20 protein-coding genes and 2 pseudogenes are annotated in these 20,846 nt (G+C 69.3%); 8 read left to right on the top strand and 14 right to left on the bottom strand.

Going from position 1 to position 20,846, the window contains the following annotated elements; genetic code table 11:
• Position 1: 1 nt before the first annotated feature.
• Positions 2–1,363: an MFS transporter gene (locus tag ACFY0O_RS35960; RefSeq protein ID WP_388954858.1), complete on the bottom strand. Its 1,362-nt coding sequence runs from the start codon at positions 1,361–1,363 to the stop codon at positions 2–4.
• A 25-nt stretch (positions 1,364–1,388) separates the two neighbouring features.
• A complete protein-coding gene (locus ACFY0O_RS35955; RefSeq protein ID WP_042820695.1) occupies positions 1,389–1,826 on the bottom strand; it encodes a MarR family winged helix-turn-helix transcriptional regulator in 438 nt (145 codons plus the stop codon).
• A gap of 157 nt (positions 1,827–1,983) precedes the next feature.
• Between ACFY0O_RS35955 and ACFY0O_RS35950 the strand changes: the two genes are divergently transcribed.
• Positions 1,984–2,166, top strand: a complete 183-nt coding sequence (locus ACFY0O_RS35950) for a hypothetical protein (protein ID WP_007265601.1) — start codon at positions 1,984–1,986, stop codon at positions 2,164–2,166.
• Here ACFY0O_RS35950 and ACFY0O_RS35945 read toward each other — a convergent pair.
• Entirely contained in the window at positions 2,159–3,586 is a 1,428-nt protein-coding gene (locus ACFY0O_RS35945) for an NCS2 family permease (protein WP_388954854.1), read from the bottom strand. The genes ACFY0O_RS35950 and ACFY0O_RS35945 overlap by 8 nt on opposite strands.
• 139 nt (positions 3,587–3,725) lie before the next feature.
• Between ACFY0O_RS35945 and ACFY0O_RS35940 the strand changes: the two genes are divergently transcribed.
• The 4 genes from ACFY0O_RS35940 (at position 3,726) to ACFY0O_RS35925 (ending at position 8,114) form a co-directional block, all read left to right on the top strand.
• Entirely contained in the window at positions 3,726–4,037 is a 312-nt protein-coding gene (locus tag ACFY0O_RS35940) for a DUF2530 domain-containing protein (RefSeq protein ID WP_388954851.1), read from the top strand.
• Positions 4,038–4,188: 151 nt separating this feature from the next.
• Positions 4,189–6,642, top strand: a complete 2,454-nt coding sequence (locus ACFY0O_RS35935) for an HAD-IC family P-type ATPase (protein ID WP_388954849.1) — start codon at positions 4,189–4,191, stop codon at positions 6,640–6,642.
• 37 nt (positions 6,643–6,679) lie between these two features.
• Positions 6,680–7,240 carry an RNA 2',3'-cyclic phosphodiesterase gene (thpR, locus tag ACFY0O_RS35930; RefSeq protein WP_388954846.1) on the top strand — a complete coding sequence of 187 codons (561 nt, stop codon included), beginning with the start codon at positions 6,680–6,682 and terminating at the stop codon, positions 7,238–7,240.
• Positions 7,241–7,379: 139 nt separating this feature from the next.
• Positions 7,380–8,114 carry a hypothetical protein gene (locus tag ACFY0O_RS35925; protein ID WP_388954843.1) on the top strand — a complete coding sequence of 245 codons (735 nt, stop codon included), beginning with the start codon at positions 7,380–7,382 and terminating at the stop codon, positions 8,112–8,114.
• Between the two features lie 58 nt (positions 8,115–8,172).
• Here ACFY0O_RS35925 and ACFY0O_RS35920 read toward each other — a convergent pair whose 3' ends face one another.
• Both ACFY0O_RS35920 and ACFY0O_RS35915 read right to left on the bottom strand, forming a co-directional pair.
• The gene (locus tag ACFY0O_RS35920; RefSeq protein WP_388954840.1) at positions 8,173–9,144 is read right to left on the bottom strand and encodes an MmcQ/YjbR family DNA-binding protein; all 972 of its coding nucleotides are present in this window, start codon (positions 9,142–9,144) and stop codon (positions 8,173–8,175) included.
• A gap of 182 nt (positions 9,145–9,326) precedes the next feature.
• The gene (locus tag ACFY0O_RS35915; RefSeq protein WP_388954837.1) at positions 9,327–10,190 is read right to left on the bottom strand and encodes an aldo/keto reductase; all 864 of its coding nucleotides are present in this window, start codon (positions 10,188–10,190) and stop codon (positions 9,327–9,329) included.
• Between the two features lie 71 nt (positions 10,191–10,261).
• Here ACFY0O_RS35915 and ACFY0O_RS35910 point away from each other — a divergent pair, with 71 nt between their 5' ends.
• Positions 10,262–11,911: a recombinase family protein gene (locus tag ACFY0O_RS35910; RefSeq protein WP_388954834.1), complete on the top strand. Its 1,650-nt coding sequence runs from the start codon at positions 10,262–10,264 to the stop codon at positions 11,909–11,911.
• Between the two features lie 1,142 nt (positions 11,912–13,053).
• Here ACFY0O_RS35910 and ACFY0O_RS35905 read toward each other — a convergent pair.
• The 5 genes from ACFY0O_RS35905 to ACFY0O_RS35885 form a co-directional block, all read right to left on the bottom strand.
• Complete coding sequence (locus ACFY0O_RS35905) at positions 13,054–13,515, bottom strand: DUF2199 domain-containing protein (protein ID WP_388954898.1); 462 nt, start codon at positions 13,513–13,515, stop codon at positions 13,054–13,056.
• 114 nt (positions 13,516–13,629) lie between these two features.
• A complete protein-coding gene (locus ACFY0O_RS35900; protein WP_373916381.1) occupies positions 13,630–13,851 on the bottom strand; it encodes a hypothetical protein in 222 nt (73 codons plus the stop codon).
• Positions 13,852–14,149: 298 nt separating this feature from the next.
• Positions 14,150–14,983, bottom strand: a complete 834-nt coding sequence (locus tag ACFY0O_RS35895; protein WP_388954831.1) for a helix-turn-helix domain-containing protein — start codon at positions 14,981–14,983, stop codon at positions 14,150–14,152.
• Entirely contained in the window at positions 14,980–15,492 is a 513-nt protein-coding gene (locus tag ACFY0O_RS35890; protein ID WP_388954828.1) for a DUF6879 family protein, read from the bottom strand. The genes ACFY0O_RS35895 and ACFY0O_RS35890 overlap by 4 nt, the downstream gene beginning before the upstream one ends.
• Complete coding sequence (locus tag ACFY0O_RS35885) at positions 15,476–15,682, bottom strand: hypothetical protein (protein ID WP_388954825.1); 207 nt, start codon at positions 15,680–15,682, stop codon at positions 15,476–15,478. Before ACFY0O_RS35885 ends, ACFY0O_RS35890 begins: the two co-directional genes overlap by 17 nt.
• Before the next feature lie 168 nt (positions 15,683–15,850).
• Between ACFY0O_RS35885 and ACFY0O_RS35880 the strand changes: the two genes are divergently transcribed.
• Positions 15,851–16,840 (top strand): aldo/keto reductase, encoded by a 990-nt coding sequence (locus ACFY0O_RS35880; protein ID WP_388954822.1) that lies wholly within the window; start codon positions 15,851–15,853, stop codon positions 16,838–16,840.
• A 78-nt stretch (positions 16,841–16,918) separates the two neighbouring features.
• On the opposite strand, the gene ACFY0O_RS35875 is transcribed toward ACFY0O_RS35880, so the two are convergent.
• From ACFY0O_RS35875 to ACFY0O_RS35860, 4 genes and pseudogenes are all read right to left on the bottom strand, one after another.
• Entirely contained in the window at positions 16,919–18,148 is a 1,230-nt protein-coding gene (locus ACFY0O_RS35875) for an ATP-dependent endonuclease (RefSeq protein ID WP_388954895.1), read from the bottom strand.
• A 51-nt stretch (positions 18,149–18,199) separates the two neighbouring features.
• Positions 18,200–18,397: pseudogene (locus ACFY0O_RS35870) on the bottom strand (ATP-binding protein); the annotation flags it as partial.
• A 211-nt stretch (positions 18,398–18,608) separates the two neighbouring features.
• A pseudogene (locus ACFY0O_RS35865) lies at positions 18,609–18,758 on the bottom strand (aldo/keto reductase); the annotation flags it as partial.
• 59 nt (positions 18,759–18,817) lie between these two features.
• Positions 18,818–19,516 carry a GDSL-type esterase/lipase family protein gene (locus tag ACFY0O_RS35860; protein WP_388954819.1) on the bottom strand — a complete coding sequence of 233 codons (699 nt, stop codon included), beginning with the start codon at positions 19,514–19,516 and terminating at the stop codon, positions 18,818–18,820.
• A 107-nt stretch (positions 19,517–19,623) separates the two neighbouring features.
• Here ACFY0O_RS35860 and ACFY0O_RS35855 point away from each other — a divergent pair, with 107 nt between their 5' ends.
• The gene (locus tag ACFY0O_RS35855) at positions 19,624–20,658 is read left to right on the top strand and encodes a WD40 repeat domain-containing protein (protein WP_388954816.1); all 1,035 of its coding nucleotides are present in this window, start codon (positions 19,624–19,626) and stop codon (positions 20,656–20,658) included.
• Positions 20,659–20,846: the final 188 nt, after the last annotated feature.

The following is a 20,846-nucleotide window of genomic DNA, read 5'->3' as shown; positions in this document are numbered from 1 at the left end:
CCTACGCGGCCGGGGCCAGCTCGCGCTGCGGGGCCGCCGCCGGGACGAACGTGAGGCCGTGGCGGCCGACGCGCAGGCGGAGGTTGCCGACGCGGCGCAGGATCAGGCCGACGGCCACCGCGGCCGCGAGGGAGACCAGGCCGCCCGCGGCCATGCCGAGCCGGGCCCCGTAGGTGTCGGTGATCCAGCCGACGAGCGGGGCGCCGACGGGGGTGCCGCCGGTGAAGACCATCATGTAGAGGGCCATCACCCGGCCCCGCATCGCGGGGTCGGTGGCCATCTGGACGCTGGAGTTCGCCACGACGTTCACCGTCAGCCCGAACATCCCGACCGGCACGAGCAGCGCCGCGAACAGCCAGAAGCCGGGGGCGAACGCCGTCACCAGCAGCAGGGCGGAGAACAGCACCGCCGCGGTGACCAGCACCCGCAGCCGGGTGTTGCCGCGCCGGGCGGCGAGCAGGGCGCCCGCCAGGGAGCCGGCCGCGATCAGGGTGTTGAACAGGCCGTACGTACCGGCGTCCGCGTGGAAGACGTCGTCGACGAAAGCCGACAGCCAGATCGGGAAGTTGAACCCGAAGGTGCCGATGAAGCCGACCAGGACGATCGGCCAGACCAGGTCGGGCCGCCCGGCGACGTAGCGCAGGCCCTCCCGCAGCTGTCCCTTGGCGCGCGGCCGCGGCTCGACCACGTAGAGCTCGCGGGTGCGCATCATCAGCAGCGCGGCGATCGGCGCCGCGAAGGACAGCCCGTTCAGCAGGAAGGCCCAGCCGGAGCCGACGGCGGTGATGAGCACGCCGGCGATCGCCGGGCCGACCAGCCGCGCGGACTGGAAGTTCGCGGAGTTCAGGCTGACGGCGTTGGCGACCTGCGCGGGGCCGACCATCTCGGAGACGAAGGTCTGCCGGGCCGGGTTGTCCACGACGGTGACCAGGCCGAGCAGGAACGCGGCGAGGTAGACGTGCCACACCTGGACGTGGCCGGCCAGGGTGAGGGCGGCGAGCGCGACGCCGGTCAGGCCCATCGCGATCTGGGTGGCGATCAGTAGCGGCCGCTTGGGGAGCCGGTCCGCGAGGACGCCTCCGTAGAGGCCGAACAGCAGCATCGGCAGGAACTGCAGGGCGATGGTCACGCCCACGGCGGACGCGGAGCCGGTCAGGGAGAGGACCAGCCAGTCCTGCGCGATGCGCTGCATCCAGGTGCCCGTGTTCGACACGGCCTGGCCCGCGGCGAAGAGCCGGTAGTTCCGGACCCTGAGCGAGCTGAACATCGAGTTCGAGCGGGTGCCCGGTCCTCTGTTGCCGCTCGGGGTCTGGGGGGTGGGTAGGTGGCCGGGTGCGGAGTTCCCTCCGGTTCCGGTACTCAAAAGCGTTCGCCTCCTGGCGTCGTTCCTATAGGTGCGCGAGCTTCTCCAGGACGGGGGCGGCGGCGCGGAGCTTGGCCCATTCGTCCTCGGTGAGCTCTGCGGCGAGCCCGGCCAGGAAGGCGTTGCGCTTGCGGCGGCTCTCTTCGAGCATCGCCTCGGCCTCCTCCGTCTGGCTGACCACCTTCTGGCGGCGGTCGTCGGGGTGCGGTTCCAGCCTGACCAGTCCCTTGGCCTCCAGCAACGCGACGATGCGTGTCATCGAGGGCGGCTGGACGTGCTCCTTGCGGGCGAGCTCACCGGGGGTGGCCTGGCCGCAGCGGGCGAGGGTGCCGAGGACCGACATCTCGGTCGGGCTCAGCGATTCGTCGACGCGCTGGTGCTTCAGGCGTCGGCCCAGCCGCATCACGGCGGAGCGCAGGTCGTTCACGGCGGCAGCGTCGTCGCCATGGGAGAGGTCGGGCATGTACTTAGAATAACTCATTACTCTGGCTAACGAACACAGGGGGTGGCGGACGGGGCGGGGAGGGGTCCGGGAAACGGATCCGGCCGGATCACTCGTACGGGTGAGTCCGGCGCGGAAAGGGGCGCACGCGCGCACCCCGTGGCCCGACCCTTTCGGCATGGGGACACATGTGCTGAGCATGCGCATAGACGGGGAGCTGCTGGAGCGGCTGAGGCACCACGCCGCCAAACGCGGAATGAGCGTCCAGGACTATGTCGTCCGGACGCTCATTCGCGATGACTTCGACGAGCGGTTCAAGGCCGCCGTCGACGAGACGGAGAAGTTCTACGGGCTCACGTGAGGCCGAGCGCCGGCATCGCGTAGTAGAAGACGAAGACCGCCGAGACGGCGTACATGGCGGCCGGGACGTCGCGGCCCCGGCCGGTCGCGAGGCGCAGCACGCAGAAGCTCACGAAGCCGATGCCGATGCCGTTGGTGATCGAGTACGTGAACGGCATCATCACCATGGCCATGAAGGCGGGCACGGCGATGGTGAAGTCGCTCCAGTCGATGTCCCGGACCGAGCCGGCCAGGATCAGGAAGCCGACCGCGACGAGGGCGGGGGTGGCGGCCTGCGAGGGGACCATCGTGGCGAGCGGGGTCAGGAACAGCGAGACCGCGAACAGGCCGCCGGTGACCACGTTGGCCAGGCCCGTACGGGCGCCCTCGCCGACGCCCGCGGTGGACTCCACGAAGCAGGTGGTGGCGGAGGACGAGGTGGCGCCGCCGGAGGCGACGGCCAGGCCGTCGATCAGCAGGACCCGGTTGATGCCGGGGAAGGTGCCGTCGGGCTTGGTCAGCTTGGCCTCGTCGCCGACGCCGAGGATGGTGCCCATCGCGTCGAAGAAGCAGGACAGCAGGACGGTGAAGACGAAGAGGATGCCGGTGAGCACGCCGACCTTGTCGAAGCCGCCGAAGAGGCTGACCTGGCCGACCAGCCCGAAGTCGGGCGCGGCCACCGGGTTGCCCGGCCACTGCGGGACGGTCAGGCCCCAGGCGAGGTCCGGCAGGTCGGCGATCAGCTGCACCGCGACCGCGACGACGGTCATGGCGACGATGGAGATCAGGATGGCGCCGGGGGTCTTGCGGATCATCAGCGCGATGGTGAGCAGCACGCCGATGACGAAGATCAGGACGGGCCAGCCGTGCAGGTGGCCGTTGCCGCCGAGCTGGAGCGGGACCGTGGTGTGGGCGGCGTCCGGGATGCGGGTGACGAAGCCGGAGTCGACCAGGCCGATCAGCATGATGAACAGGCCGATGCCGATCGCGATGCCCTTGCGCAGGCCGAGCGGGACGGCGTTCATGACCCGCTCGCGCAGGCCGGTGGCGACCAGCAGCATCACGACGAAGCCGGCCAGGACCACCATGCCCATGGCGTCGGGCCAGCTCATCCGGGGGGCGAGCTGGAGGGCGACGACGGTGTTGACGCCGAGGCCGGCGGCCAGGGCGATCGGGACGTTGCCGATGACACCCATGAGGAGGGTGGAGAAGGCGGCCGTCAGGACGGTGGCGGTGACCAGCTGACCGCCGTCGAGCTGGTGCCCGTACATGTCCTTGGCGCTGCCGAGGATGATCGGGTTCAGCACGATGATGTAGGCCATCGCGAAGAAGGTCGCGAAGCCGCCCCGGACCTCGCGGGCCACGGTGGAACCGCGTTCCGAGATCTTGAAGAAGCGGTCCAGGCCGCCGGTGGGGGCCGCGGCGGGTGCCGAGGTGCTCATGCGGTCCTCAAAGGGGTCGAATTAGGGGTTCCTACGAAGGATTCCGGCCGTAGGCAAACCGTTTCAGTATGAACACATGAACGGACGCCAGTCCATCTGCGCGCGTAGACCCCGAATCCGGCCACCTAGACTGGTCCCCATGGCGAAGTGGACCCCTACGCACGAGGCGCCCGAGCCCCTGGAGGGGCCGGTTGTCGCCACCATCACCGGCGGAACGATCCTCTGGTTCGCCATGTTCGTCGTCCAGCTGCCCTTCTACGGCTGGTTCGCCGACCACCAGCTGCTGTGGTGGCTGTGGACCTGCGCGGCCGGCGGCGGCCTCGGCCTGATCGGCATCTGGTACGTCCGCGGCCGCGACGCCGCCCTCAAGGCTCACGCGGCACAGGAGGCGGCCCGGGCCGAAGCCGGGCAGCAGGCCGGCCCGTCCGACCAGGCGGGCCACGGGGCCTAGGCCGGCGCGGGGCCGGAGCCGGCGCGGGGCGTCGGGCGGCGCCGAGCGCCGCCGCACGAGATCGACCAGGGGACGATTCCGGTCATCCTGAAGTCGGATCTTCCCCCTGCTCGGCGGGTGGAGGGGCGGAACGCCCTTTACCGTCGAAAACATGACCCAGTCGGCGAGGATCGACCATGACGGGCCCGAGCGGCCCGGCGCCGCCATCGACGCGGGAGCCGAGCTGGACCCCGTCCACCCGGTGAAACCCCCCGCCCCCCGCTTCAAGCCGGGCGGCCTGACCACCGCCGAGGTCGCCGAACGCGTCGCGCGCGGCGACGTCAACGACGTGCCCCTGCGCTCCTCGCGCTCCACCGCCGACATCGTCCGCGCCAACGTCTTCACCCGCTTCAACGCCATCATCGGCGTCCTGTGGGTGATCATGCTGTGCGTCGCGCCGATCCAGGACAGCCTCTTCGGCTTCGTGATCGTCGCCAACACCGGCATCGGCATCATCCAGGAACTGCGAGCCAAGAAGACCCTCGACGGGCTCGCCGTCATCGGCGAGGCCAAACCGAGCGTGCGCCGCGACGGCACCACCGCCGAGATCTCCACCTCCGAGATCGTCCTGTCGGACGTCATCGAGTTGGGCCCCGGCGACAAGGTCGTCGTCGACGGAGTGGTCGGCGAGGCCGACGGCCTGGAGATCGACGAGTCCCTCCTGACCGGCGAGGCCGACCCCGTCCTGAAGAAGCCCGGCGACCAGGTCATGTCCGGCTCCTTCGTCGTCGCCGGCGGCGGCGCCTTCACCGCCACCAAGGTCGGCCGCGAGGCCTACGCCGCCCAGCTCGCCGAAGAGGCCTCCCGCTTCACCCTCGTCCACTCCGAGCTGCGCAGCGGCATCTCCACCATCCTCAAGTACGTCACCTGGATGATGATCCCGACCTCGATCGGCCTGATCATCAGCCAGCTCGTCGTCAAGGACGACAACCTCAAGGGCGCCATCGCCCGCACCGTCGGCGGCATCGTCCCGATGATCCCCGAGGGCCTGGTCCTCCTCACCTCCGTCGCCTTCGCCGTCGGCGTGATCCGGCTGGGGCGCAAGCAGTGCCTGGTCCAGGAGCTGCCCGCCATCGAGGGCCTCGCCCGCGTCGACGTCGTCTGCCTCGACAAGACCGGCACCCTCACCGAGGGCGGCATGGACGTCACCGAGCTGCGCCCGCTCGGCGGCGCGGAGCCCGGGTACGTCGAGAAGGTGCTCGGCGCCCTCGGCGAGTCCGACCCCCGCCCCAACGCCAGCCTCCAGGCCATCATCGACGCCTACCCCGACAGCGCCGACTGGCGCTGCACGGAGTCCCTGCCCTTCTCCTCCGCCCGCAAGTACAGCGGCGCCAGCTTCAGCGAGGGCGACGGCGAGAACAACACCTGGCTGCTCGGCGCCCCCGACGTGCTCCTGCCCAGCGGCGACCCGGCGCTGGATGAGATCGAGGGCCTCAACGAACAGGGGCTGCGGGTCCTGCTGCTGGCCCGCTCGGCCCGTGAGCTCGACGACCCGGCCGTGGCCAGCGGGGTCAAGCCCACCGCCCTCGTCGTCCTCGAACAGCGGCTGCGGCCCGACGCCGCCGACACCCTGCGCTACTTCGACGAGCAGGACGTCAAGGCGAAGGTCATCTCCGGCGACAACGCCGTCTCGGTCGGCGCCGTCGCCGGCAAGCTGGGCCTGCCCGGAGCCGCCGACACCGTCGACGCCCGCCACCTGCCCGCCGAACGGGACGAGATGGCCGAAGTCCTCGACGGCAACGCCGTCTTCGGCCGGGTCACCCCGCAGCAGAAGCGGGACATGGTCGGCGCCCTCCAGTCCCGCGGCCACACCGTCGCCATGACCGGCGACGGGGTCAACGACGTGCTCGCCCTCAAGGACGCCGACATCGGCGTCTCCATGGGCTCGGGCTCCGAGGCCACCCGGGCGGTCGCGCAGATCGTCCTCCTCAACAACAGCTTCTCCACCCTGCCGTCGGTGGTCGCCGAGGGCCGCCGGGTCATCGGCAACATCACGCGCGTGGCGACCCTGTTCCTCGTCAAGACGGTCTACTCGGTGCTGCTGGCGATCCTGGTGGTCTGCTCCCAGGTCGAATACCCCTTCCTGCCGCGCCACCTCACCCTGCTGTCCACCCTCACCATCGGCGTCCCCGCGTTCTTCCTGGCCCTGGCGCCGAACAAGGAACGGGCGCGGCCGCACTTCGTGCGGCGGGTCATGCGCTACGCCATCCCCGGCGGGGCGGTCGCGGCGGTGGCCACCTTCACCTCGTACCTGATCGCCCGGGCCCACTACAGCGGCCCCGACTCCCTGACGGCGGAGACCAGCGCGGCGACGCTGACGCTGTTCCTGACCTCGCTGTGGGTCCTGGCGATCATCGCCCGGCCGTACACGTGGTGGCGGGTGGCACTGGTGGGCGCGATGGGCTTCGCCTTCCTCGTGGTCCTGGTCGTCCCCTGGCTCCAGCACTTCTTCCAGCTGAAGCTGGAGGGGGTCACGATGCCGTGGATCGCCGTCGCGATCGCGGCCGCGGCGGCCTGCGCCATCGAAGCCGCCTTCCGCTGGATCGACCACCGCTTCCCGGCATGACCCTGCGGCTCCCGCGCGAGCGGCTATCGTCGGGGCCATGAGGCTGTTCGCCGCCGTGCTGCCGAGTACCGACGCCGTCGCCGAACTGCGGGACGCGGTCCGGGCGGTGCCCGACGCCGAGGACCTCCGCTGGACCGACGAAGCCGGCTGGCACTTCACCCTCGCCTTCATGGGCGAGGTCCACGACGACCTCCTCCCCGAACTGCGCACCCGCCTGGCCCGGGCCGCGGCCCGCACCGCCCCCTTCCGGCTCCGCCTCCACGGCTCCGGACACTTCGGCCGCCGCGCCCTGTGGATCGGCGCCGCCGGCGGGCTCGACGCGCTGCGGCTGCTCGCCGAGCGGGCCGATGCCGCGGCCCGGCGGGCCGGGATCCCGATGGAGCAGCACCGCCGCTACACCCCGCACCTCACCCTCGCCCGCGCCCGCCACGACGGCGCCGACCTACGGCCCTGCCTGGACGCCCTCTCCGGCTTCGAGGGCACGCCCTGGGAGGTCGACACGCTCAGCCTCGTCCGCAGCGACCTGCCCGTCTCCGGGGTGCCCGGCGAGCAGCCGCGCTACGAGGTCGTCGGCGCCTGGCCCCTGACCGGCCATTAGCACTATTCGGGCACTCATGCAGGGTTTTGGGAAAGGATTTCACATCCGGAGGCAAAGGATCCGCTAAACCCTTGCCGCGCCGACGGCAGCCCGATGTGATGCGCGAGTCCTGTCACTGACATCGAGGTCGAACCACACCGTGCGTCACATATCCCCCGTCGCCACCCTCGCCGCCGTCGCGGTCCTCCCGCTCGCGCTCACCGGCTGCTCCCTCATCCCCAAGGAGGCCGCCAAGGCCGCCGTCAAGGCCGCCGCCCCCTCGGCCCCCGCCGGCGCACCGGCCACCGACGGCCCCAACAAGGGACTCCTGACGGGCACGCAGCTCAAGGCCGCGCTCGCCCCCGCCTCCTTCTTCCCGTCCGGCTACGCCGCCGACCCCGCGGACGCCCGCGACAGCGGCCCCGGATACCGGCCGCCGGTCGCCGCCGAGGTGCCCACCCCCGACTGCACCAAGCTCGGCGGGACCGCGTGGACGGGCATCACCGGCATCGACGGTGTCTCGTTCGCTCAGGACGCCTACATCAACAAGAACAGCTCCGAGGAGTACGCCCAGGAGATCGACGTCTACCAGGGCACCACCTCCACCACCGTCCTCGGCGCGCTGGGCATGCTCTCCAAGGCCTGCCCGAGCTACACCGACGATCAGACCCACGCCAAGGTGACCATCACCGAGAAGCCCCTCGCCGGTGTGGGCGACGGCGCCTGGGTCATCACCGAGACCAGCCCCGCATGGGTGGGCGGCACCACCCTGGTGGCCGCACGCGTCGGCCACTCCGTGGTGACCGTGCTGGTCAGCGGCAACGGCGACAAGGGTCTGGCGGGCGCGACCAAGCTGACCAACCAGCTGGTCTCGAACCTCAAGGGCAAGGCCTGACACACGGCCGCCCCGGTGCCGCCCCCGCCCCGCGGGAGCGGCACCGCCGCGCACGCCCTCAGGCCCCCTGGTGGGTGATCGTCACGTAGAGGTACTCGTCCAGCAGCTTGGCCAGCGGCAGCCCCGGCCGGCCCAGCTCCGCCGCCAGCGCGGCCTCGTCCAGGCCGCCGCTCTCCGCGAGCGCCGCCCGCGCCCAGGCCCGGCCGGCCGTCAGGTGCCGGGCGAAGGCCGCCTCGTCCCGGGCCCCCCACAGGCGCTGCGCGATGGCCGCGTCCCAGGGCATCACCGTCTCCGGCCGCAGCGCGAACAGCGCCTTGGCGGCGGCCGTCGGCCCGAGGGTCCGGCGCCCGACGGGCAGCGCGGCCAGCTCCCCGTACCCGGCGGCCAGCCGGGCGATCTCCCGGTCCGACAGGGCCGCCAGCCGGGTCCCGGGCAGCCCCCCGTGCCGGGACCACCACCGCTCCAGCCCCTCCCCGAACAGATCCGGTTCCCCCTCGCGCGGGTAGCGGATCCGGCACCCCCAGGAGTTGAGCCAGCGGTGCAGGGCCGCCCGGTGCGCGGCGCCGGACAGGTCCAGCCCCGGCGCGGTGTCCGCGCGCAGCGCGAGCCAACTGCGGTCCACCCCGGGGAACGCCCCGAACACCCCGGCCGCCGCCCGCAGCCGGTCCAGCCCGGGCGCGGGCGGCACACCGCCCTCCAGATGGGCGCGGGCCACCTTCGCCGGTACGCACATCCGCCAGGCTTCGGTGACCAGTTCCGCCAGCTCCGCCGCGTCGAGGGCCGCCATCCGCGCCTCGACCCAGTGGTAGCGCAGGTCGCCGGCGCCCGGCAGGAGGAACTTGTGCGGCTCGGCGGCGACCAGCGCGGCCCGCTCCTCCTTGGGGAAGGCGAAGCCCAGCTCCGACTCGTCCCGCGAGAGCGCGAGGTAGACGATCCGCCCGATCCGGAACTTCACCCGGTCGCGGACGAGGTGTTCCTCGGTGCGCGGCAGCGCGAGCGCGAGGCGCCGTACGTCGTCGACTGTGACCATGACGGAAGTCTCGCAGCCCCCGGCACGGGCGCCGGGCGCCTTCGCGTTAGTCTCGACGGGTGGACCCGAAGACCAGAAACCGTGTCATGGCCGGTGTGCTCGTGCTGATGTTCGTCGTCGTCGCCGTGGCGGCCGCGGTCGGCCAGTAGCACCGCCCCGCGGCCGCCCCGCCGGACCGGCGCCTACCAGGCGAAGGCCTCCGGCGACGGGCCCGGACCGGGGAAGATCTCGTCCAGTCCGTCGAGGACCTCCTGCGACAGCTCCAGCTCCACCGCCCGCAGCGCGGACGCCAGCTGCTCGGCCGTGCGCGGGCCGACGATCGGGCCGGTGACCCCGGGCCGGGTCAGCAGCCAGGCCAGGGCCGTTTCGCCGGGCTCCAGACCGTGCTTGTCCAGCAGGTCCTCGTACGCCTGCACCTGCGCCCGTACGGCGGGGTCGGCGAGGGCGTCCGCGGTACGGCCGGAGGCGCTGCGCCCCTCGGACGCGCCGGCGGCCTGCTTGCGGATGGCCCCGCCGAGCAGCCCGCCGTGCAGCGGCGACCACGGGATGACGCCGAGCCCGTACTCCTGCGCGGCCGGGATGACCTCCATCTCGGCGCGGCGTTCGGCCAGGTTGTAGAGGCACTGCTCGCTGACCAGGCCGAGCCGGCCGGTGCGCGCGGCGGTCTCGTTGGCCTGGGCGATCTTCCAGCCGGGGAAGTTGGAGGAGCCGGCGTAGAGGATCTTGCCCTGCTGGACCAGGACCTCGATGGCCTGCCAGATCTCCTCGAAGGGGGTCTGCCGGTCGACGTGGTGGAACTGGTAGACGTCGATGTGGTCGGTCTGCAGCCGCTTGAGGCTGGCGTCCACGGCACGGCGGATGTTGAGGGCGGAGAGCCGGTCGAAGTTGGGCCAGGGCTGGTCCTCCGGGGCCATGGAGGCGTAGAGCTTGGTGGCGAGGACGGTCTTGTCGCGGCGGCCGCCGCCCTGGGCGAACCAGGTGCCGATGATCTCCTCGGTACGGCCCTTGTTGTCGCCCCAGCCGTAGACGTTGGCGGTACCAAACAATCCACTTTGACGCCACGCCCGCAGGGGCCCTAGCGTCGATCCCCAAGCACCACAGGGGATGGGGAGAGCAAGTGGCAAGAGTCCTGGGAGTGGTCCGCCTGTCGAAGGTGTCGGACGAGACCACATCGCCGGAGCGTCAGCGCCGATCGGTTCAACGATGGGCCGACCAGGAAGGGCACGTCGTCGTCGGATGGGTCGAGGACATCGACGTATCCGGCGGTGTCGAGCCCTGGAAGCGCCCGGAGTTCGGCAAGTGGCTGCCGTCCACTATCGGCAAGGAGGTCAGCTCGATCGAGCACCGGATCGCACTGGAGGAGTCCCGGGCCGACGAGTACGACATCATCTGCGCGCTGAAGCTAGACCGCCTCTCCCGGCGTGTGCTCCACGTGCACACGCTCGTGGAGTGGTGCGAGAAGCACGGCAAAGAGGTCGCCACCGTCGAGGACGGGATCAACCTGAACACGCAGATGGGCAAGCTGCTGTTCAGCCTGATCGCTTCCTTCGCGGAGGGGGAGCTCGAAGCCATCAAGGCCCGGGCGAAGTCCTCGTACAACCACTTGGTGAAGGAGGGGCGCTGGCGCGGTGGTCGGATCCCGTACGGCTACCGGGCGGAGAAGCAGGACACCGGTGACGGCTGGCGGCTGGTCCTGGACGACTACGGAACGGACACCGCCGGGACGCTGCGCGAAATCGTCCGCCGGCTTATCGAGGGCGAGTCGGCGAACAGCATCGCCCAGTGGCTCAACGAAGACCCGACCAAAACCCCGACATCGCTCGACGCTCAGCTGATCAGGAACGGCAAGCCTCCGAAGGGCGGCCGGTGGACCGCCGCGAACACCGCCAAGGTGGTGCGCTCCCTGAACGTTCTCGGTCAGATGGAGGTGACGGAGGAAGTTGTCATCGACGGCCAGAAGACGAAGCGAACCCGCGTCGTCCGTGACGCGGAAGGGCGTCCTCTCCAGCGTGCGGAGCCGCTGATCACCCAGGAGGAGTGGGAACTGGCGAACAAGAAGCTGGACGAGAACACCAGCAAGCGCAACGGCAACAGGAAGGGCGGCTCCCCCATGCTCAGGGTCGCCTTCTGCACCTGCGGAGAACCGGCGTACCTCGGCCCGGGTCGGAACTGGCCGTACTACCGCTGTGCGTCCCGGACCACGCACAAGCCCTGCCCTACGGGCAGCAAGGGCATTGCGGCTCATGTGCTGGAGGGAGCCGTCGAGGAGGTCTTCCTGCGCGCGGCCGGCGATGTCGAGATCGTCCGGAAGGTCTTCCGCCCGGGCGTCGACTTCACACGGGACATCGAGGAGGTGAACCGCGCGCTGGCCGAGCTGCGAGAGGACCGCGAAGCCGGTCTCTACTCCAGTGAGCTGGGCAAGCAGGAGTACCGGGAGACGTACAAACGACTGGACGCACGACGGGAACAGCTCATGGCCCAGCCCACCCGGCCGGACGGCTGGGACGAGATCCCGACGAATGAGACCTACCGCGAGCGCTGGGCAAATCTGTCGACCCAGCACGAGAAGGGCAAGGAACTTCGGGCAGCCGGAGTCAGGGCGGTCATCCACGCCGAGAAGCGGCCGCCCCTGACCGCTGTGCAAGCCATGTCACCGGAGGGACATGACGGCATGTGGCAGGAAGGGAAGGGCCGCGTGCAGGTCTTGATCCCGATGGACTTCAAGCGCCGGGTCCGGGACTTGGCGGCGGTGCACAGCGAGAGCTGACCGTCTACTCCTTGGACGACAGGAGGGCCCCGCTACGGGCCCTCCTCTGCTCTGTAGGATTCCTGCCAGGTCGCCGCCGTCGCTCCCGACTGCACGAGACCGAGTCCGGGTCAGAAGCCCCGGGCACCCTGTGAGGACTATCCCGGCCGTGGCTGGTCCACCCCCGCGATGAAAGGGAGGCACATGTCCCGCCATCAGGCGGGGGTAACTGGCGCACCCATGCGCCGCACAGGAAGGAGCCGCGCTCAGTGGCCATCCACTTCGGCACCGGCCGCCCTTGGGGCGGAGTCTCCCAGCACGAGTACAGGCGCATGGCCCGGGACTCCCGGCACCAGCTCGCCTACCGCGTCCACTTCGCCGCCCTCGGGTGGGCCGACTGCCAGGGCCACGCGAGCTTCGGTCCGGGGAAGTTGGCTGCCCTGCTGGGCAAAGAGGACCAACCCCTGTCGGACCAGAGCGCAACCAATGCCGTCATCCGAGCGAAACGGCTGGACCTCGTGTCACCGCGATCCGGGGCCGCTTGCCTCGTTGCCCCTCCTCACCTCTTCCAGAAGAGGAAGGGCGCCCCGGTCCCGTGCCGCATCCACCAAGACCGATAGGCACCGCTCCCGCGTGTAGCGCACACACGCCTCACGTGTACCTGAAACGCTTCTGAGCTGCGGGAACGCACGCTGCCTCTCTTATCTATTTGGCCTCACAGTGCGGCCCCTGGGGCCGACAGCACAAAGCGTCATGCTGAGCAGCGGCGAAGGGGAGCGAGGCGCGGCAGCGCCCTCAGCGGCAGAGGCAAGGGCGGCCGTCAGGCCGCCGTCGCCCGAGCCTGCTTCGACAGAACGGCCCCGCAGGGGCCCCAAAGACGAAGGCCAGAAAGCTACCCAGATGGGGTGCTGCGCGCCCCCAAAAGAGCGAAGCCTCGAAAGATGAGCTCAAAGGGCTGCACTCTTGTGCAGCCTCCTGGCCAACGGTCGGATGGGGTGCGGTGGCTTGACCTGCATGTTCTTCGCAGTCGCCTCCCTTCGCCATTGTCTGACGGCCTTGGGAACCGTGGCAGGATCTCAACTGCCAAGACGTGGCGGTCTGCCTTGTCAGGCTCAGGGGGTCATACCCCACCCCTTCGCCGCCGACCCGAACAGCTTTGTCGGTCAGCCGTTCTCGCCGTTGCCATGGAGGACGACTTCGGCAATCTGACGTACGCGGTCGAGAGTGATGCCGGTGCGCTGCTCGACTGCGAGGGGGTGGTCGGTGGGTTCGAGTTCGATGTAGGGGCGCTGGCCGACCGGGCGGGTGTGAGCGTTCGTCTTCAGGTTGATGGTGCTGGTCGAGTAGATCGGAAGCTCGGTGGTGAGCCAGCCGAAGTACGGCTTCTCCGCTTCGCGTCCCGGCGTGTTCCACATGTCGGCAGCCTGGGAGAAGTTGTCCCGGCTGAGCGAAACCCAGACCCCCCACGAGAACACCTCATCGCTGCCGATGACCGGTATCTCGATCAGACCCCTGACGAAGTAGTGCTCGGCGTTGATGACGCACTGGTCCGAGGAGAGCAGGCTGTCGGGCCGGCCCTCGAAGCTCTCGTCCCAGACGTCGGGAGCTGTGGTGCTGTAGCCCATCGGAAGCTCCGCGTGGTACTCGCCGCAGCATGAGCAGGTGTAACCGAGATCATTCGTCATGCGCGGGAGCCTAGCTTCGCCGCGAAGCACGGCCTCCCACGATGCGACCGTGGACTATCCCGTGCGCTCGACCCACGCGAAGGACGTGCACCAGCGGCGGAAACCTTGGTGTCCCGTGCGGCCTGTGTGGCTCATGCACTCGATGTCCACCGCTGCTCCGTCGTCCGAGGCTGGCGCCTGCCAGTCGCAGCGCAGGCACTCGGCCTCGAAGGTCACGTCCGTCCCCGGGTGACGGCTGATGCGGTGTTCCACGTACCGCAGGACCGAGCGCGTCATCACGGCCTCCGATCTCGGTGCGGGTGGTTACGGAGCTCTACGTCCGCATCGGTCACCGCCGACAGATCGCCCCGGCTCCGAGCCTCCTGCCGCTGCGCGGCCAAGGCCCTGCACACCCCACACTCGTCCGCCGGTTTCGGCGGCATGTTCGGCAGCGACAGGTGCATCGGCCCCGACATGGTCGTCTGCGCTCTGCTCATGGCGTATGCCTTCCAGGGATCACTTCTGCTCGACGGCACGTCATCGTTTCCCGGAGAAGCGACCGCTCCACAGCTTCATTCGCGTTGTGGACTAAAGATCAACGACGGCAGCTCGCGGACCACGAGGTGAGGTGCTCCCGGGCGCCATCCCCGAAGAGGGCCAGATCCTCGTAAACAGCGAACTCCTGAAGGTGGGCGCGTACGACTCTCGGATCGCGCAGGACCAGGACGCCCGTGGACACTTCGACCGTCGCTATGCGGTCGTCATACACGGTGAAGGTGTTCAGCGGGGCCGGAGCCGTCGCCGGACCGAGAGGGATGACGCCCAAGCGCAGGTTGGGGAGGTGCGTCAATGAGACCAGCCGGTCGATCTGCACGGCCAGCGCATCCGGCGGTACCAGCGGCCAGCGCACGGCCTGCTCGGTGAGGATGAACGTGAACCGCTTCGAGCGGTCGTAGAGGACCTCCTGTCGCTCCAGCTTCTTCGCCACGGCCTTCGAGTGGTCGCCGGGGATGTGCGCCAGGCTGGCGCGGATGTATTCGGGGGTCGAGAGCAGGCCGGTGATCATCGACAGGAGGAAGTACCGGAGATCGGTGCTGGCCGTCTCCAGGCCGGCGAGTTCGAACTGCTTCTTGTCCAGGCCCTTGCGCCGGAGTGACCGGGCGTCCTGCCAGTCGGTGTTCGCCATGCGTGCCAGGGCAGAGACTTCCGCGACGAGCTCGGTCGGTGCGTCGATCGCTCTCAGGATCTGCTCTACGTCCACCAACGACGGCCGGACCTTGCCGTTCTCGATCCGGCTGATCTTGGACTGGGACATGTTGCAGCGCGCCGCGATCCGGGCTCCGGAGAGCCCAGACCGCTTGCGCAGGTCGCGGAGCTTGTCGGCCAGCTCCCGGCTGGACTGGCCCATCCGCTCAGGCTCGAACGTCACGCGCGTACGTACTCCAGGAACGGGACGGACGCTTCCACTGCGATGCGCTGGTACTCGATGAAGGGGGCGGGATCACCTTCGTACAGTTCGCGGGAGATCTGCCGTCCATCCTCCTCGTAGTGCATCAGCACGACCGTGGAGCGGTCGAACATCCAGAAGTCCTGGACGTCCGGCAGCGGGTTCGGCCGGTTGGTCACATCAAGGATGCGGATGTCTTCCCCGACAGGTGCCTGGTGTCGGTAGTACCGCTCGAACTCGAAGCGCAGGTAGTCCGAGAGCGGGCGGCACACAATGTGCACCCGTCCGACGCATCCCCCGGCAGCGGAGTGCCTGCGAATCAGAGCCGTCCAGGAGTCCTCGTAGGGCCCTTGGAACCGCGCACCGTTCCTGAAGGCAGCAAACTCCTCCGCCTCCTGCGGGACCAGGTACTGGGAGAGGGTCTCAAGCCGCCATGCCTCGCTCTTGAAGTCGCGGAACTTGGACTGCCACTCATCACCATCCAAGAGCACGTACGGCCTCCCTCAAGACGCTCTCAGGGATCTCGACGAGCCCCTCGCCGCCGGGCGGTGTGAAGGCATCGGACAGGTCTCCCTGCACGATGAAGGAGCCGGAGGCAGTGCGGTACACGTTGGGGCAGTCGCCCTGTCCGCATTCGCCGTTTCCGTTGCCGGTGAGTCGAGTCAGTTCCTCACGAGCCATGTGAACCCCCTGGTTCGCGGCCCTGGTCAGGGCCGGCCACCAAGACCGTACGGAGCGCAGTGGTCAGCCGTCTATGCATCAACGCGACTATGCGCGTTGTCGCATAAATCGAGGGCTGCGCGGGCCGCTCTTGCCTTGAGTGGACTCGAAGCAGTTGGCTTGGGTCCCATGAAGTACACGCAGCTCGGACGCACCGGACTCAAGGTCAGCCGACTCGTCCTCGGCACGATGAACTTCGGTCCGCAGACAGACGAACCGACCAGCCACGGAATCATGGACGCCGCCCTCGACGCAGGTCTGAATTTCGTGGACACGGCCAACGTGTATGGGTGGGGTGAGAACAAGGGGCGCACCGAGGAGATCATCGGCACTTGGTTCGCCGGGGGTGGTGGCCGCCGCGAGAAGACGGTCCTGGCCACCAAGGTCTACGGGTCCATGTCCCGCGAGGGCGAGACCTGGCCCAACGAGGACCGGCTGTCGGCGCTGAACATCCGCCGGGCCGTCGAGGCCAGCCTCAAGCGGCTCCAGACCGACCACATCGACGTCTACCAGTTCCACCACATCGACCGCCGGACCCCCTTCGAGGAGATCTGGCAGGCCGTGGACGTGCTCATCCAGCAGGGCAAGATCCTCTACGCGGGCTCCTCCAACTTCCCCGGCTACAAGATCGCCCAGGCCAACGAGACGGCCGCCCGGCGCGGGATGGTCGGCCTGGTCAGTGAGCAGTGCCTCTACAACCTCGCCGAGCGGCGGGCCGAGATGGAGGTCATCCCGGCGGCCCAGGAGTACGGCCTCGGGGTCATCCCGTGGTCCCCGCTGCACGGCGGGCTGCTGGGCGGGGTCATCAAGAAGGAGGTCGAGGGCGGCCGGCGCGCCTCCGGCCGGTCCGCGGACGCGCTGGCCAACAGCACGGTACGGGCGCAGGTGCAGGCGTACGAGGACCTGCTCGACAAGCACGGCCTGGAGCCCGGCGAGGCCGCCCTGGCCTGGCTGCTCACCCGGCCCGGAGTGACGGGCCCCATCGTCGGCCCGCGCACCGCCGAGCAGTTGGAGAGCGCCCTGCGGGCGCTGGAGCTGGAGCTGAGCGAAGAGGTGCTGGCCGGGCTGGATGAGATCTTCCCCGGGCCGGGACCGTCCCCGGAGGCCTTCGCCTGGTGACGGATAGAGGTATGTGCTGCCGTAGCCCAACGGCTGGCTACGGCAGCACGCACAACTCAAGCGAGGAAGCCGACCGAATCAGCCATCAAGGCGGCTAAGGATATACTTCGCAAACTCCGTTCGGGCAGCGCTATCCACGACTTGCTGCGCCCACACGGATACCGCATCCTCCCATACCCGATCTGTGCGAACACGGGGGCCTAGATCCTCAGCGATCCGCCGAGACCATGCGTGATGATTCTCAAGTCGCCTGGCATCTTCGACCGCGTCCAGCAGGTCACCGGTTCGGACTCCCAGTCTTTGCGCAACGACATCCCAGTAGTCTTCGTCTGAGTTCTCAAACACTTCCCGTTCGGGCGCGATAATTCCCGGCATCTTCACGCATCCGGGCGCTGACTGTTGATCGCCATCGAGTACGCCGATTGATTTCCCGGGAAGCTTTTCTTCGAGAGAAAGACGACCGAGGGTTTTCACTGTACTAGCAGGCCCTACAGGGGTGATGGAAATCCGTCTCCGGAGGTCGGGGTGCTCGACGGACAGTAGGGCGTCGATCATGACCACCGCCTCCCTGTCTTCGCAGTAAAGAGTCAACTCGGCATGGTCTACATCATCCATCAGCGACATGGCAAAATCCGGGGTAACGCCATAGATTACATCCCGGGTTCCGCCGCGCTCCAGCTGAATATAGACCCGCGCTTCGGTCGGCAGTTGCTCCAACACGTACGGCGAATGAGTGGAGAGGATGAACTGAATTCTCTGACTGCGCGCTATGGAGAACAGTTCTGCCATGAGACGACGTTGCGCTCTGGGGTGGAGTGACGACTCGATCTCGTCGATGATCACGAGCGAGTTGCGCGGTGCCGCGCGTAGCAGCGTTACGAGATCTGTCGTAGTGTCCTCACCGGCACCCTGGTGAAAATTGGAGTACTCCCCCTCGGCCGTTGAGAGAATTCCAATCTGCTTCTGCTCGTACGTCGCCATTTTGCCGGCAGTGTACGACTTGTTCATGATCCTCGCCAGGGTGTTCCTGTCGGCGTCAGAGAACTCTGTTTCATTTCCGCGAAAGGTTGACTGCTTCGCGATCTTTCCGTATCCGATCAGAGTGTCGATCGGCTGAATGCGACTAATGTCAAGGAAGAATACAGGGCGACCGACCCGGTCCGGCATGCCGCGCCACCGCTTGCTCGGCTTTCGGAGATTCAATGCACTGACGGACACGCCGAGATGGAATTGATAAAGGAGGCTCACCTTCTCTACGCGCTCCCATGGAGTGTTAGGGAAGAAGTCATCCGGGTAGAAGGTGCGCATCTCGGAAAGTTTATCCGGGGCACGGTAAGCGGCTGCGGCCGCCTTGAGTACGGTACTCTTACCGGCTCCATTTTCTCCGGCGATTGCCGTTACCGGGAATCGAAACTCGACCGTTTCCCCTGCCCAGCCGCGAAGCCCGGCTATAGTGACGGAGTCTAGGAATTGAGGCCAACCCTTTTCAGAGTAGCGATCCGTGTTCCAGTCACTGGTAAGCGGAGAAATGGTGGTCGAAATTCGCGCGTCACCCATCCTGCCCCCCTCAAGGCGTGGTCCCCGGATAGAACTCCATCGACCCGGCGTCTCACCCTAGGTTGTCCACGCGTTGGGGCATAGGGTGTGCGTGCTCTGATTAGAGGCTTGCAAGCCATGCTGCTCTCAAGGACATAGCGGCAAGCCGTGAGATTGCCGCGGCCTGCCTACGCCTGAGGGTCACTCGGCACGGGCATCAAAATGCCTGCTTGGCGGTGTCGAAGAAGTTGACGCCCGCGTCGAGGGCGGCGTCCATGATGGTGTGACTGGTGGGTTCGTCGGTCTGCGGACCGAAGTTCATCGTGCCGAGTACGAGTCGGCTGACCTTGAGGCCGGTGCGTCCGAGCTGCGTGTACTTCATGGGGACCAAGTCAATGGCTTGGAGTGTCCTCGAAGCAAGACCCCCGCCCCCGGGGCGCGTTACGCGTCGTCCGCCGCCGGACGGTAGGGGCCGCCGATGCCCCAGGCCTGGTGGAGGACGGCCGCGAACTCCCCGGCCAGCCGGTGCTCGCCGGAGGCGTTGGGGTGGGTGCCGTCGTAGGTGTCGCGGTGGATGTCGTACGCCTGCGGGCGCGCGGCCAGGAGCACCGGCGAGGCGGCGTCGCCGAGGTCGGCGACGGTCTTGGCGAGGAGCTCGTTGAACCGGACGACCTCGGCGGCGAAGGGGGCGTCCGCCTCGGCGCGGACGTTGGGTATGACCGGCAGGAACACCATCCGGACGCCGGGGCGGGCCGCCCGGGCGGCCGCGATGAACGCGCGGACGTTCTCGGCGGTCTGCTCGGCGTTCGTGTAGAAGCCGAGGTCGATCAGGCCGAGGGAGACGAGCAGCACGTCGGCCCCGCTCTCGCGGACGGCGGGCCCGATCAGCGGGGCCATGTGCTGCCAGCCCTCGCCCCAGCCGGCCAGGTGGCGGCGGGCGGCCGCGGGGAAGTCCGGGGCGGCGTAGTCGTCGCCGGCCGCGGGGTCGCCGGCCGTGTCGTACAGCGCGCTGCGCGGGCCGACGATCTCGAAGGAGCCGTCGCCCAGGGTGGCGCGCAGGTGCTGCCACATCCGGTAGCGCCAGGTGAAGTCGCCGGCGCGTCCGATGGTCATGGAATCGCCGACGAACATGAAACGCATCCGGTCATCATCGCGGATCGGGTGGCGCGCACCCCTGTGATGCCGGACACGCCGGGGGCGGGGGCGGGCACGGCCCCTGACGGGGCGGGGGCTGGCAGGCTGGGGGGATGCGCCTGCCGACCGCCCCGACGACCGCCGTTCCCGCCGCCCTCGCCCTGGGCCTGCTGCTCGCGGGCCCCGCGGCGGCCAACGGTGCCGCCCCGGCCGGCAGCCCGGCGCCCACGGCGTCCGGGTTCACGATCACCGATCCGCGGATCACGGAGTCGAGCGGGCTGGCGGCCAGCCGGATCCACCCGGGCGTCTACTGGACCCACAACGACAGCGACGACGGCCCGTACGTGTACGCGGTGGACTCGGCGACGGGGAAGACGGTGGCCCGGATCACGATGGGCGGCATCGGCACCCCGCGCGACGTGGAGGCCATCTCGCTGGGCCCGGACGGGAACCTCTACGTCGGTGACATCGGGGACAACCGGGACGGCACCTGGGACCACGTGTGGATCTACCGCTTCCCGGAGCCGAAGGAGCTGCGCGACGCGACGGTCACGGCCGAGCAGTTCACGGCGGTGTACGCGGACGGGCCGCGCAACGCGGAGGCGCTGATGGTGCATCCGGTGACGGGCCGGGTGTACATCGCGAGCAAGAACGAGAAGGGCGGCGGCCTGTACGAGGGCCCGGAGACGCTGTCCCCGGACGGGCGCAACGTCTTCCGGCGGATCGCGGAGGTGCCGTGGGTGACGGACGGGGCGTTCTCCCCGGACGGCACCCGGCTGACGCTGCGCGGCTACTTCACGGCGCGGACGTACCCGTGGCAGGACGGCCGCCCGCGCGGGGAGGGCGAGCGGGTGGACGCGCCCTGGCAGGGGCAGGCGGAGTCGGTGACGTACTCCCCGGACGGGCGGACGCTGCTGTTCGGGGCGGAGGGCGTGAACAGCCGCGTGGTGGCCGTCCCCGTGGCCCCCGCCACCACCCCGCCCCCCTCGGCCCCTTCCGCCCGCCCGCCGGCCGCCGGCCCGGCCGGGCAGAAGGGCCCGTCGGACGGGCAGGGCGGCGGCTTCACGAAGGCCGCCCTGCTCCTCGCGGCCGCCACGGCCCTGACCCTGGCGGCCAAACGCACCCTGCGCCGCCGCCCGAAGCCCTGACGGCCCCGCGAACACGAACCCGACCACCCCCGCGCGCGTAACGCCGGACGGCCCAGGCCTCCCCAGCCGTCGCCCGCCGGACCGACGGCCGTGGGCGCCGCGCACGCGAGGCCGCGGGCCCCGCACACACCGCCCAAACCCGCCGGACGGCCCCGGCCGCCCGAGGCGACCGACGGCCGCGCGGCGGC

The organism is Streptomyces sp. NPDC001594 (assembly GCF_042893675.1).
Taxonomy (GTDB): Bacteria; Actinomycetota; Actinomycetes; order Streptomycetales; family Streptomycetaceae; genus Streptomyces.
Note: the sequence above shows the minus strand (reverse complement) of the source record. Positions and strands in the feature narration are given on the sequence as shown.